Source organism: Stutzerimonas sp. 21-1, from assembly GCF_056336065.1.
In genome coordinates this window covers 2781766-2794396 of record NZ_CM150500.1, presented here as the reverse complement: position 1 = coordinate 2794396, position 12631 = coordinate 2781766, and the positions used below count along the sequence as shown (strand labels likewise).

Here is a 12631-nt window from a genome sequence, read left to right as displayed (position 1 = left end):
ACATGAGTCTTTCCCTTCGCGACCAGCTGCTCAAAGCCGGGCTGGTCAACGAAAAGCAGGCCAAGCAGGCCGTCAAGCAGAAGCAGAAGCAGCAGCGCCTGGAGAAGAAGGGCCAGATCGAGAAGGACGATTCCCAGCGCCAGGCGGCCCTGCAGGCGCAGGCCGAGAAGCTCGCCCGCGATCAGGAACTCAACCGCCAGCAGCAGGAGAAGGCCGAGCAGAAGGCCCGTATCGCGCAGGTCAAGCAGCTGATCGAGACCAGCCGCCTGCCGAAGCTGACCACCGAGGACTACTACAACTTCGTCGACGACAAGAAGGTCAAGCGCCTGTCGGTCAACAAGCTGATGCGCGAGAAGCTGGCCAGCGGCTCGCTGGCGATCGTCCGCCACGGCGGCGGCTACGAAGTGATTCCGCGCGAGGCCGCGTTGAAAATCCAGGAGCGCGACCCGCGGCGGATCGTGCAGCTCAACGTGCAGACCGAAGCGCCGGACGCCGACGATCCCTACGCGGCCTACCAGATTCCCGACGACCTGATGTGGTAAGTCCACGGTTCCGACCGGTGGCGGGATAGAACCGCTGCGCCCGGCCTCTACAGTCCGGGTGCACCCAATTCCGGGTGCCCGCGTTGTGGAGGGCAGCGGCATGACTGGCGCAACGATTCGGACCATGGGCAACGGTGAGGCGCAATACTGGCGGGCCGGCGGTGTGCCGGGCGATCCCGAGGAGCCTGGGGTGCCGGTGCAACCGGGCGAGCCGGGCGAACCGACCATTCCCGATCAGCCGCCACCCGCACCGGTCGCCTGAGCGCGCCGGGCGCGCGTTTTTTACTCGCCGAACGGATAGGTATCCGGCACCGCCGCGTCGTCGAAACGGCGCGGACCGATCGGCGTCACCGCGCGGGTCTGCTCGAACCAGACCAGCGCATCGAACTGCTCGGCGAGCACCGCGCGGAAATAGTGGCTCTGCCGCTCGGTCCGCGGCCGGTAGATCACCCCGATGGCGCGCTCCAGGCGCGGCTGGGCCAACGCCTGGCGCAGTTCGTCGTGTGCTTCGCTACGCCACTCGGTGAGCGAAGCACCGTGCCCGGCACGGAGAAACAGCTGTTCCCAACTGTCCGGCCGCGACGGTAGCACCTGTTTGATCTGCATCGGCTCATCCCAGTTGTCTGCGGCGGCCACGCTGCCGCGATCGGTCGCCATGCCGATCAGCACCGCATCGCGGCCGAACGCGGTGCGACACAGCTCGCCGATGTTGAACTCGCCGTCCCAACCCATCGACGTCGCCGCCGCGTTGCCGATGTGCGAGTTGTGCGCCCAGACCACCGCACGGGCCTGCGCCCCGCGATGCTCCAGCAGCGCGCGCAGGGTGTCGAACATGTGCCGGTCGCGCAGGTTCCAGGATTCGCTGGAGCGGCGGTACATGGCGCGGTAGTACTGCTCGGCGGCGAGCACGACATGGGCATTGCGCGCTGCATCGAAGAAACGTTCGCCGTCGCTTGCGGTGTACTGCAGGCGGCGTTCCAGCAACGTACGCAGCTGCTCGACCACCGCGTCCTCGCAGGACGGTTCACCCAGCAGCACCTGATGGCCGTAGGCGGCCGGTTCGTCGTGCCACGGACTCAGGCAGCCGGTGCCGCGCCGGCGGCGGGCGGGTCGACCTGGTCGAGATAGCGCAACACCTCGGCAATCGAGGTGCCCAGGCTGTACACGTCCAGGCCGCGAAACTCCACGCGCTGCTCGGCCGGCAGGCCGTCGTTGTGCTGGCGCAGCCAGCGGGTGAACGCCGCCACCTCGCGATTGCGCCACATCCAGGTGGGAAAGCGCTTGAAGGCGTCCTCCACCCAGGCGGCCGGCTGCTGCTGGCGCACGTGGCGATCGATCCAGGCGGCATCCGGCCAGTCGGCTTCGACGGCGACGACGGAGAAACCGTGGCGCTCGATCAGCCGGCGGGTGATGGCCGCCCGCGCGCGGTAGAACTCGGAGGTGCCGTGGCTGGCTTCGCCGATCAGCACCACACGGGCATCGGCGAAACGCTCGAAGGCGTCGGCGAAGGCGGGGTCGTCGAGGTCCGGCAACGGTTGCGCGTGCCGGCGCAGCAGCTCGACCAGCTGCTCTTCGTCGTAGTCGGCGGCGCGGGTAAGGGAGGCGCGCATGGGTGGCTCCTGCGGGGGGATGCTCACCGACAGACTAGCCCGCGTGAGCGCCCGTGCCAGGGCACCCGGTCGGAGCGGCCTCCATGTCTGGAGCGAACTTGCCCGGCGGCTTTCGCCTCTAAGGCATACACTGGGATTGGTGGCGTCTGCTGCCGGCCCGGCTTTGAACTAGAACGAGGGGCTGCCAAATGACAACCTGGATCATTGCCTACAACAAAGATGGCAACACATCGACACTGAAGGTCGACTCCGCGCACCAACCGGACATCGACGAGGCCGTCGAGCTGGTGACGCGCAAGGCCGAGCAGGAATTTGCCGGCGAGGATATCGAGCACGAGCATGACCCGGACATGGAAAGCACGCCGGCCACGCGGCTCGCCGAGCGTTACGGCATAACCGTCACGGGTATTTCCGAGGCCTGATCAGGCCAGCGGCCAGACTTCCCCATCCCCGACCAGAAACAGGCGCCGGCCCGCTTCGGCGCCGATCTCGGTCGCACCGGTGAAACTGCCGAAGGCCGGCAGCAGGCTGACCCGTTCACCGAGGCAGAAGCACGGCAGGCGCACCCGCTGGCGACCGCGGCCGCGCAGGACGAATGCCGGATGCAGGTGGCCGGCGAGCACGTGATGGGTGGGATGCGGCGTCGGCTCGTGCTGCAGCGCGAACGGCCCGAGCAGCAGCGGTTCGCCCACCACCTCGATGCACAGCTCGGGCGGCGGATCGCCGGCGCGACGGTCGTGGTTGCCGCGGATCAGCGTCATGCCCAGCTGCGCGTGGCGCGCGCGCCATTCGGCCAGTCGGGCGAGAGTGGCGGGCGCGTGCGATTCGGGCGCATGGAGGAAGTCGCCGAGGAAGATCAGCTGGCGGCAGGCGTAGTGCGCCAGCAGCCTGTCGAGCGTCTGCAGGTTGGTGGCGGTGGTGCCGCGTGGCACCGGCTGGCCGAGCCGGCGGTAGGCGGCGGCCTTGCCGAAATGCACATCGGCGATCAGCAGCGCCTGCCGCGCCGGCCAGTAGATGGCTTTTTCCGCCAGCAGCCAGAGCGTGCTGCCGGCCAGTTCGATGGGCAGGCAGGCGCTCATCGGCGCTGCGCCTCACGGATCATGGCGCGCGCCGACTCCGGTTGGGCGTGCCGTCCTTGCGCGCGCGTGGCGTGCGCGGCCGTGACATTTCGCGCTCCACGACCGGCATGACCGCCGCATCGGCCTGGTAGCCGCCGGGGCCGGCAGCCTGGTCCAGCTCGGTGACCATGCGGCGGATGCGGTCGGCGAGCTTCTCCGAACTCATGCTTTCGCGGAAACGCTCCACCAGCAGCGGGAAGGCCAGCGGCGTCGGCCGCTGCAGTTGGCGCAGGTCCAGACGGCGCGCCTGCAGGCGGCGCAGCGTCTGCTCCAGCCGCTCGACGTCCAGCTCCTGGCGCAGCACTTCCTCCTCGGCCTGGCCGAGCAGCAGATTGTCCGGGTCGTACTGGCGGAACACGTCGAAGAACAGGCCACTGGAGGCCTGCAGCTGGCGGGCGCTCTTCTGCGCGCCGGGATAGCCGGAAAACACCAGCCCGGCGATCCGCGCGATCTCGCGAAAGCGCCGCCGTGCCAGCTCGCCGGCATTGAGGCTGGCGAGCACGTCGTGCAGCAGGTCGCGGCTGTCGAACAGCTGCGGCGTCAACCGGCTCGGCCAGTGCGGTTCGCTGGCCGAGAGCAGTTCCAGCCCGTAGTCATTCACCGCGATGGAAAAGGTCAGCGGCTGGTGGCGGGCCATGCGCCAGGCGAGCAGGCTGGCCAGCCCCAGATGCACGTGGCGCCCGGCGAACGGGTAGAGGAACAGGTGCCAGCCCTCGCGCGAGTGCAGCACTTCGGCCAGCAGCGTTTCGCTGCGTGGCAGCGCCGACCAGGCCGTCTGCACCTGTAACAGCGGCTGCAGCAAGCGCATCTCGGCGCCATCGAACACGCCGCGTGCGGCGGCATCCAGCTGCTCGACCACCGCGTCGGCCAGCTCGCTGGAAAGCGGCATGCGCCCGCCGTTCCAGCGTGGCACGGCGGCCTTTCTGCCGGTGGCGCGGCTGACATAGACGGTCATGTTCTCCACCCGCACCAATTCCAGCAGGCGCCCGGCGAAGAGGAAGCAGTCGCCGGGGCGCAGGCGGGCGATGAAGCCTTCCTCGATGTTGCCCAGCGAGCGGCCGCTGCCGCCTCTGGCCCAGAACTTCACAGTCAGGCTGGCGTCGCTGACGATGGTGCCGATGCTCATCCGATGGCGCAGTGCAACGCGCCGGCTCGGCACCTTCCACAGGCCCGAATCATCCGGCTCGACGCGCTGGTAATCGGGGTAGGCGGTCAGCGAATGGCCGCCATGCCGCACGAAGGCCAGCGCCCAGTGCCAGTGCGCCTCGTCCAGCTCGCGGTAGGACCAGGTCTGGCGGACTTCAGCGAACAGCTCCTCGGGCCGGAAGCCGCCGGCCAGCGCCATGCTGACCAGATGCTGCACCAGCACGTCGAGCGGTCGCTGCGGCGCGCTGCGGGCCTCGATACGGCGTTCGGCAATCGCCTGCCGCGCGGCGGCGGCTTCGAGCACTTCCAGGCTGTGGGTCGGCACCAGCGTCACCCGCGACGTGCGACCGGGCGCGTGACCGGAGCGCCCGGCGCGCTGCAGCAGGCGCGCCACGCCTTTCGGCGAGCCGATCTGCAACACCCGTTCGACCGGCAGGAAGTCAACGCCCAGGTCCAGGCTGGAGGTGCACACCACGGCTTTCAGCGCGCCCTGCTTGAGACCCTGTTCGACCCAGTCGCGCACCTCGCGCGCCAGCGAGCCGTGGTGCAGGGCGATCAGCCCGGCCCAGTCCGGGCGGGCGTCGAGCAGCGCCTGATACCAGCGCTCGGCCTGCGAGCGGGTGTTGGTGAACACCAGGGTGGTGGACGCCGCCTCGATCTCTCCGACCACCTGCGCGAGCATGCGCAGGCCCAGATGCCCAGCCCAGGGGAAGCGCTCGATGCTCTCGGGCAACAGGCTGTCGACCAGCAACGGCTTGTCGACGCGTCCCTGGACCAGCCTGCCGCTGCCAGGATGCAGCAGGACCTGCAGCGCCTCGGGCAGATTGCCCAGCGTCGCCGACAGGCCCCAGACGATCAGCCGCGGATGCCATCGGCGCAGGCGTGCCAGCGCCAGTTGCAGCTGCACGCCGCGCTTGTTGCCGAGCAGCTCGTGCCATTCGTCGACGACCACCATCTGCAGCCCGGCAAAGGCCTGGCGGGCATCGGCGCGGGTCAGCAGCAGGGTCAGACTTTCCGGCGTGGTGACCAGCGCGCTCGGCAGCCGTCGGCCCTGGCGCGCGCGTTCGGCGCTGCCGGTGTCGCCGGTGCGCAGGCCGATGCTCCAGGCGATGCCGAGTTCGTCGAGCGGCGCTTGCAGCGCGCGGGCGGTATCGGCCGCCAACGCGCGCATGGGAGTGATCCACAGCAGGCTGAGTGGAGCCGGCTGGGCTGAGCGGGGCGTCTGCTGAGCGAAGCGCTCCAGCGCGGCCAGCCACACCGCGTAGGTCTTGCCCGAACCGGTGGTCGCGTGCAGCAGCCCGGAGTCGCCGTCGCGCACCGCCTGCCAGACCTCGCGCTGGAAGGCGAAGGGCTGCCAGCCGCGCGCGGTGAACCAGCGCTCGGCCAGACTCATGCGTGCGCCTCGTGCGGCCCGCGCCTGTGATCGGGTGTCGGCACGCTCATGGCAGCAGGGCCTGCAGCGTCGCCAGGGTATCGGCCTCGTCCACCGGTTTGTCGTGGCGCCAGCGCAGCATGCGCGGGAAGCGCACGGCGAGGCCGCTCTTGTGCCGGCTGCTGGAGGCGATGCCCTCGAAGCCCAGCTCGAACACCAGCGTCGGCGTCACCGAGCGTACCGGGCCGAATTTTTCCACCGTGGTCAGCCGCACGATGGCGTCGACCTGGCGCATCTCTTCGTCGGTCAGCCCGGAGTAGGCCTTGGCGAAGGGCACCAGCTTGCGCTTGGGGTCGCCCGGCTCGCCATCCCAGACGGCGAAGGTGAAGTCGGTGTAGAGACTGGCGCGCCGGCCGTGGCCGCGTTGGGCGTAGATCAGCACGGCGTCGACCGCATAGGGGTCGATCTTCCACTTCCACCACAAGCCGACATCCCGCGTGCGGCCGACGCCGTATTGCCCGGCGCGGGCCTTGAGCATCATGCCCTCGACGCCGAGCGCGCGGGAGCGCTCGCGTTGGCGGGCGATGGTCGGCCAGTCCGCGCCGCGTACCCGCGGTGAGGCCAGCAGTGCGGGATGACGGCACTGTTCGAGCAGCGTTTCGAGTTGCTGGCGGCGCTCGGCGTGCGGTCGCTGGCGCCAGTCCATGCCTTGCCATTCGAGCAGGTCGTAGGCCAGCACGACCACCGGCGCGGCGTCGAGCACCTTGGCGGTGAGGTTCTTGCGGCCGATGCGCTGTTGCAGCAGGGCGAACGGCTGCACGCCGAACGTGGTCGGCTCGGGTGCCGCATCGAGTGGCGCGTGAGCCGGGGCGTCGTCCGATTTCCAGACGACGATCTCGCCATCGAGCACCGTGCCGTCCGGCAGGCAGCCGGCCAGCGCGCAGAGTTCCGGGAAGCGCTCGCTGACCAGTTCTTCGCCGCGCGACCAGATCCAGATCAGCCCGTCGCGCTTGACCAGCTGGGCGCGGATGCCGTCCCACTTCCACTCGATGTGCCAGTGCTCCGGCGGCCCGAGCAGTTCGTCGAAGCGCGCGACATCCACCTGCAGCGGGTGAGCAAGGAAGAACGGGTAGGGTTGCCCGCCGCGCTGCGCGTGCTCGTCGTCGGACTCGGCCGCAATCAGCGCGCGGTAGCGCGCGGCGCTGGGGTGGTGCGACAGGTCGGTGTAGCCCACCAGCCGCTGCGCCACCCGTTTGGGGTCGAGGTCGGCGAGCGACGCCAGCGCGCGGGTGACCAGCAGTTTCGACACGCCGACGCGAAAGGCGCCGGTGATCAGCTTGATGCAGACCAGCAGGCTGCGCCGGTCCAGCTGCGCCCAGAGCATCGGCAGCCGCGCGGCCAGTTCCTCCGGCGGCAGTCCGCGCAGCGGCAGCAGACGCTCCCGCATCCATTGCGCCAGGCCGGCATCGCTGCGGTGCTCGGTCTCGGGCAACAGCAGCGAGATGGTTTCGGCCAGGTCGCCGACCGCCTGATAGCTTTCCTCGAACAGCCATTCCGGCAGCCCGGCGGTGCGCATCGCCGTCTCGCGCAGCAGGCGCGTCGGCACCAGCTGCCGCGGACGGCCGCCGGCGAGGAAATACACCGCCCACGCCGCGTCCTCGGCCGGCGCTTCGCGAAAGTAGTCGCGCATCGCCGCCAGTTTGGCATTGCTCGAGGTGGTGGCGTCGAGGCGGGTGTAGAGATCGGCGAAGGCTTTCATTCGGCCTCCGGCAGCGTGGCGTCGTCCTCTTCGCCGTACTCGGTATCGAAGGCCTGGGCGTCCAGGCCGCGTTCCTCGCGCAGGTAGCGCACCAGCGTAGCGACCGAGCCGTGGGTGACCATCACCCGCTCCGCGCCGCTCTGCTCGATGGCCCAGAGCAGGCCCGGCCAGTCGGCGTGGTCGGACAGCACGAAGCCGCGATCCACGCCGCGCCGCCGGCGGGTGCCGCGCAGCGTCATCCAGCCGCTGGCGAAGGCGTCGGCGTAGTCGCCAAAACGGCGCATCCAGGTGCTGCCGCCGGCCGATGGCGGGGCGATGACGATGGCTTGCTTCAGGCGCGGATCGCCTTTGTCCAGGTCACCGGCGTAGAGCGTTTCCGGCAGCGCGACACCGGCCTGGCGGTAGACCCGGTTGAGCGGCTCGACCGCGCCGTGCACGACGATCGGGCCGATACCGGCGTCCAGCCCGTGCAGGATGCGCTGGGCCTTGCCGAAGGCGTAGCAGAACAGCACCGAGGTGCGGCCAAAGGCGGCATTGGCGCGCCACCAGTCGTTGATCTCGCTGAACACCTGCGCCTGTGCCGGCCAGCGGTAGATCGGCAGGCCGAAGGTCGATTCGCTGATGAAGGTGTGGCAGCGCACCGGCCCGAAGGCGGCGCAGGTGGCGTCGGGTTCGACCTTGTAGTCGCCGGAGGCGACCCAGACCTCGCCGCGATACTCCAGGCGGATCTGCGCCGAACCGAGCACGTGACCGGCTGGATGCAGACTCAGCCGGACGCCGTGGTGCTCGATCGATTCGCTGTAGGCGAGGGTCTGCAGCGGCATGTCGGCGCCGATGCGCGAGCGCAGGATGCCTGCGCTGTCGTGACTGGCCAGGTAGTGGCCCATGCCCCAGCGAGCGTGGTCGCCATGCGCGTGGGTGATGACGGCGCGTTCGACCGGGCGCCACGGATCGATATAAAAATCGCCGGGCGGGCAGTACAGGCCTTCGGGACGGGCAACGACAAGGTCCATGACGACGTCTGGCTGGAGGGCTTGCAGTGTTGGAACCCGGTGCGGCGTCGCGAGTTCGCTTGCCAGGCGAAGGGTTTCGGCGGAGCAGGGCGGCGTCCGGTCCGCCCCGGTCGGTCAGTCCAGCAGCTTCAGGTGCGAGGTGTCCGGTGGCGGCACATCGCTGGCGCGGCGGCGCTCGCTCATGTCGCTGCCAACCGGCGCCAGGCTGAACTGTGACAGGTCCACGCGCGGTGGCATCGGTTCCGGCTGGGCGTCCTGCAGGTCGACGCCGACCGGGGCGATACCGAAGTCGGGCGCCTCGACGTCGGTGAACGCGGCCATGTACTCATCGCGCGGCACCACCTTGAGCGGGCCGGGCGCGCGACTTGGGGCATCGGCCACCGGCGCCGGCGCGGCGGATGCGGCGTTGGCCGGCGGCGGTGCCAGTTCGATTTCCTCGACATCCACCGGCATCGGTTTGACTTCGACCTGCGCGCCGGCGCGTTCCATCGCCAGGCGGTACTTCTCCACGGCGTCGAAATCCAGGTTCTGCTTGATGACGATGCGGCGTCCGGAAAACAGCAGAGCGATGCGCTGGGCATCGGCCTGGAACAGCCGGGTCAGGTTGGCTTCGACCTGTTCGAGGCGTGCGCCGGGAAGCAGCTGGCCGGAAAAGGCGATCTCGTAGAGGCTCATCGGAAGGTCCTTGTGCGATGCGAGGGCGAGCGCGTGGATAGCCGGGCAAGCTTGGACGAAAAGCCCGCCGCCATCCAGTGAGCACGTCCCATTGGCGAGTGTGGGTGTTCAGCCCGGCAGCGGCGCCAGCAGCGCATCGATATCGCTCTGCTGCAGGCGCCAGTCGTCCGTTGCGCCGCTGTCCAGCACGCCGCTGGCAAGCTCCGCCTTGCGCGCCTGCAGCTGCTGGATCTTCTCTTCGACGCTGCCACGGGTGATCAGCTTGTAGACGAACACCGGCTTGTCCTGACCGATGCGGTAGGCGCGGTCTGTGGCCTGGTTTTCCGCGGCCGGGTTCCACCACGGGTCGTAGTGGATGACGGTGTCGGCGGCGGTGAGGTTCAGGCCGGTGCCGCCAGCCTTGAGGCTGATCAGGAACAGCGGCACCTCGCCGTTCTGGAACTGCCGCACCGGCGTGCGCCGGTCACGGGTGTCGCCGGTGATGATCACGTAGGGCATGTCGCGCTGGCGCAGTTCGTCCTCGATCAGCGCGAGCATCGAGGTGAACTGCGAGAACAGCAGTACCCGCCGGCCTTCGGCCAGCAGCTCGTCGAGCATCTGCATCAGGCTGTCGAGCTTGGCGGAATGGCCGCTGCGCGCCACCCGGGCGCTGTCGGCCTTGACCAGGCGCAGGTCGCAGCAGACCTGGCGCAGCTTGAGCAGCGCTTCGAGGATGACTATCTGGCTGCGCGCCAGGCCTTTGCGGTCGATCTCCTCGCGCACCTTGCGGTCCATCGCCAGGCGGACCGTCTCGTAGAGGTCGCGCTGCGCCGGGCTGAGGTCGACCCAGTGGACGATCTCGGTCTTCGGCGGCAACTCGCGGGCCACGTCTTCCTTGCGCCGACGCAGCAGGAACGGGCGGATGCGCGCGACCAGATGCTGCAGGCGGTCTTGGTCGCCATGTTTCTCGATCGGCGTGCGGTAGCTGCGGGTAAAGCTGCGCGCATCGCCAAGCCAGCCGGGCATGAGGAAGTGGAACAGCGACCACAGCTCGCCGAGGTGGTTTTCCAGCGGCGTGCCGGTCAGGCACAGGCGCTGTCGGGCGACCAGCCGGCCGGCGGCCTGCGCGGCCTTGCTGCTGGCATTCTTGATGTTCTGCGCCTCGTCCAGCACCAGCAGGTGCAGCGGCTGTGCGACGAGCTGTTCGATGTCGCGCGGCAGCAGGGCGTAGGTGGTCAGCAGCAGGTCGTACTCGCCGAGCTGCGCAAAGTGCCGCTGGCGATCACTGCCGTGCAGGGTGAGCACGCGCAGCTGCGGGGTGAAGCGCGCCGCTTCGTCCTGCCAGTTGGGAATCAGGCTGGTGGGCATGACCACCAGGCTCGGGCGGTCGAGACGGCCGGCCTGCTTTTCCAGCAGCAGGTGGGCGAGGGTCTGCAGCGTCTTGCCCAGGCCCATGTCGTCGCCGAGGATGCCGCCGACATCCAGCGCGCGTAGTGCCTGCATCCAGCTCAGGCCATCGAGCTGGTAGGGGCGCAGCGTGGCGCGCAGGCCCGACGGCGCGGCGACGGGCTGCTGGCTGTAATCGCGCAGGCGCCGGGCGAAGTCGAGCAGCTGCTCGCCGCCGCTCCAGGCGAACGGCAGCGCGTCGAGCTGGCCGAGGCGGGCCGCATCGAGGCGTGACAGGCGCAGGCTGTCGCCGGTCGGCTGGTCGCGCAGGTACAGCTCGCCCAGCGTGGCGAGAATCGGTTTCAACCGGCCGAATGGCAGCAGCACCTGCAACGGCCGGTCGTCCAGCGCGCTGCGCCGACCCAGCGCGACCCGGAGCGTTTCGTCGTCGGCGCGCTGGGCCAGGTTCTGCGGCGAGAGCAGGGCGGGATTGCGGCGGATGACGCTGAGCAGCACCGGCAGCAGGCTGATGCGCTCGCCTTCGACGAGGATGCCCAGCTGCAGGTCGAACCAGCTGTGCTCCGGGGATTCGTCCAGCTCGGCGTACCACTGCTCGACGGGCGCCAGGTCGTAGGCGAAACCGGGCTGCATGACGATCTGCCAACCCTGCTGGCGCAGCAGCGGCAGTTGGGTTTCGGCGAAGTGCTGCCAGGCGCTCTCGCTGGGCAGCTCGAACATTTCCGCCGAATCCTTCGGCAGCGCCGGGCTCTGGCGCAGTGCCGGGCGAAAACCCAGCTGCTGCAGTTGCTGGCGCAGCGCCTGCTCGGCCGCCGGCTGGCGGGCGATGCTGAGCACACGCTCGCCCTCGGGCTGGCGCAGACGCTGCTCGCCCTTGAGCTTGCCGTGCGTGGCGAGGCTGCCGTAGACGAAGCTCAGGCCGGCGCGGTGCTGCTGCTCGTTGACCATCCGCCCGCTGGCTGGCTGCCAGTTCATGGCCTGATGGCTGCCGAGCATCAGGCGGGCGATGGGCTGCAAGTCGTCGATGCGCTGCTCTTCGGCCCGAGTCGGCACCGGTAGCTGCGGGGCGATCTCGCTGAGCGAGAGGCTGAACAGCCCGGCCTGGTTCGGCGACACCGCGGGCGCTTCGAGCAGGTGGCGCGCCAGGGGTGCCGACAGGCCGTGCTCGAGCAGACCGACCTCGTTGGCCGCGTCGTCGCGGTAGTACAGCGGGTCCACGGCGGTCAGCGGCTCGGCGCCGCCCTCGACCTCCAGCACCGGACGCAGGGCACCTTCGTACTGCTGCCAGGCAAAGCGGGCCGGGCGACGATGGCCCGGCTGCAATGCCGGCGCATTCCAGTCGAGGAACGCGCGACCGCTTTCCAGCAGCAGACGCAGGGCCTCGGCACCATTCTCTCCGGTCAGGGCGAAGCGGTTGCTGGCGATCGGTGCGAGCGCCAGCAGGGCGGCGATATGCAGGTCGAGCGGCTGCATGAAGCGCGGCTGGCGGAACGTGGCCTCGCGCACTGCCGGGTACGGCTCGCGCGCGGCGACCGATCCGTCCTGTCGCAGGCGCACCTTGTTCACTTCCACGTAGAGGTCCGGCAGCAACCGGTAGTGCAGGCAGTGCGCGGGCGCGTCCTGGCCGGTGTCTTCGCCGAGCGCGCGTGGCAGCTGCGCCAGCCAGTGCCGCAGGGCGTCGGGCAGCTCGCCATCCGGCGCTGCGTCGGCGCCAGGTGGCGCGTGCTCAGCCAACCGCTGCAGGTGATGGATGACGGCCGCGGCATGCTTGCAGGCCAGCCCCACCGGGCAGCTGCAGACGCAGCTGAGCCCGCCGCGCTTGTCGAGCAGCAGCGACTGCCGGTAGCGCTTGCCGCCGGTGCCGCGACAACTGGCCTCGATCAGCCCGTCGTCCTCGCGCAGCAGGGTGACGCGATCCTCCTCGGCGTACTGCTTGCCGCGCGCCAGCGCGTTGTCCGAGAAGCCCAGCGCCCAGGTCGGTGGCAGCCGGGTGAGAAAATCCCTGGCCATGGG

The 12631-nt window shown here is 69.6% G+C and carries 9 protein-coding genes and 1 pseudogene; 3 read left to right on the top strand and 7 right to left on the bottom strand.

All coding sequences use genetic code 11. From position 1 onward, the window contains the following. The first annotated feature begins 2 nt into the window (after positions 1-2). Together AC0ZJQ_RS13530 and AC0ZJQ_RS13525 are read left to right on the top strand one after the other, a co-directional pair. Complete coding sequence (locus tag AC0ZJQ_RS13530; protein WP_237264134.1) at positions 3-542, top strand: DUF2058 domain-containing protein; 540 nt, start codon at positions 3-5, stop codon at positions 540-542. Positions 543-642: 100 nt separating this feature from the next. Beyond that, positions 643-804 (top strand): hypothetical protein, encoded by a 162-nt coding sequence (locus AC0ZJQ_RS13525; protein ID WP_177313846.1) that lies wholly within the window; start codon positions 643-645, stop codon positions 802-804. Positions 805-824: 20 nt separating this feature from the next. Here the strand turns inward: AC0ZJQ_RS13525 and AC0ZJQ_RS13520 are convergent. Beyond that, positions 825-2152 (bottom strand): annotated as a pseudogene (locus AC0ZJQ_RS13520) (erythromycin esterase family protein). A gap of 188 nt (positions 2153-2340) precedes the next feature. Between AC0ZJQ_RS13520 and AC0ZJQ_RS13515 the strand changes: the two are divergent. Beyond that, positions 2341-2574 carry a hypothetical protein gene (locus AC0ZJQ_RS13515; protein WP_054095100.1) on the top strand — a complete coding sequence of 78 codons (234 nt, stop codon included), beginning with the start codon at positions 2341-2343 and terminating at the stop codon, positions 2572-2574. Here the strand turns inward: AC0ZJQ_RS13515 and pdeM are convergent, their stop codons facing one another. The 6 genes from pdeM to AC0ZJQ_RS13485 all read right to left on the bottom strand — a co-directional run bounded on the left by pdeM (position 2575) and on the right by AC0ZJQ_RS13485 (position 12628). Next, positions 2575-3231, bottom strand: a complete 657-nt coding sequence (pdeM, locus tag AC0ZJQ_RS13510) for a ligase-associated DNA damage response endonuclease PdeM (protein WP_476476800.1) — start codon at positions 3229-3231, stop codon at positions 2575-2577. It abuts the gene before it with no gap. Between the two features lie 19 nt (positions 3232-3250). After that, positions 3251-5809, bottom strand: a complete 2559-nt coding sequence (locus AC0ZJQ_RS13505; RefSeq protein ID WP_476476799.1) for a ligase-associated DNA damage response DEXH box helicase — start codon at positions 5807-5809, stop codon at positions 3251-3253. Between the two features lie 46 nt (positions 5810-5855). Continuing rightward, the gene (locus tag AC0ZJQ_RS13500; RefSeq protein ID WP_237264140.1) at positions 5856-7547 is read right to left on the bottom strand and encodes an ATP-dependent DNA ligase; all 1692 of its coding nucleotides are present in this window, start codon (positions 7545-7547) and stop codon (positions 5856-5858) included. Continuing rightward, positions 7544-8560, bottom strand: coding sequence for a ligase-associated DNA damage response exonuclease (locus AC0ZJQ_RS13495; RefSeq protein ID WP_476476798.1), 1017 nt, complete (start codon positions 8558-8560; stop codon positions 7544-7546). Before AC0ZJQ_RS13495 ends, AC0ZJQ_RS13500 begins: the two co-directional genes overlap by 4 nt. Positions 8561-8674: 114 nt before the next feature. Then, positions 8675-9235, bottom strand: coding sequence for a hypothetical protein (locus tag AC0ZJQ_RS13490; protein WP_237264145.1), 561 nt, complete (start codon positions 9233-9235; stop codon positions 8675-8677). 108 nt (positions 9236-9343) lie between these two features. After that, positions 9344-12628 carry a DEAD/DEAH box helicase gene (locus tag AC0ZJQ_RS13485; RefSeq protein WP_476476797.1) on the bottom strand — a complete coding sequence of 1095 codons (3285 nt, stop codon included), beginning with the start codon at positions 12626-12628 and terminating at the stop codon, positions 9344-9346. Between the last annotated feature and the right edge of the window lie 3 nt (positions 12629-12631).

Bases quoted from the DNA above. Each gene is read 5' to 3' on its own strand.
- AC0ZJQ_RS13530 (WP_237264134.1), top strand. From the start codon at position 3: ATGAGTCTTTCCCTTCGCGACCAGCTGCTCAAAGCCGGGCTGGTCAAC.
- AC0ZJQ_RS13525 (WP_177313846.1), top strand. From the start codon at position 643: ATGACTGGCGCAACGATTCGGACCATGGGCAACGGTGAGGCGCAATAC.
- AC0ZJQ_RS13515 (WP_054095100.1), top strand. From the start codon at position 2,341: ATGACAACCTGGATCATTGCCTACAACAAAGATGGCAACACATCGACA.
- pdeM (WP_476476800.1), bottom strand. From the start codon at position 3,231: ATGAGCGCCTGCCTGCCCATCGAACTGGCCGGCAGCACGCTCTGGCTG.
- AC0ZJQ_RS13505 (WP_476476799.1), bottom strand. From the start codon at position 5,809: ATGAGTCTGGCCGAGCGCTGGTTCACCGCGCGCGGCTGGCAGCCCTTC.
- AC0ZJQ_RS13500 (WP_237264140.1), bottom strand. From the start codon at position 7,547: ATGAAAGCCTTCGCCGATCTCTACACCCGCCTCGACGCCACCACCTCG.
- AC0ZJQ_RS13495 (WP_476476798.1), bottom strand. From the start codon at position 8,560: ATGGACCTTGTCGTTGCCCGTCCCGAAGGCCTGTACTGCCCGCCCGGC.
- AC0ZJQ_RS13490 (WP_237264145.1), bottom strand. From the start codon at position 9,235: ATGAGCCTCTACGAGATCGCCTTTTCCGGCCAGCTGCTTCCCGGCGCA.
- AC0ZJQ_RS13485 (WP_476476797.1), bottom strand. From the start codon at position 12,628: ATGGCCAGGGATTTTCTCACCCGGCTGCCACCGACCTGGGCGCTGGGC.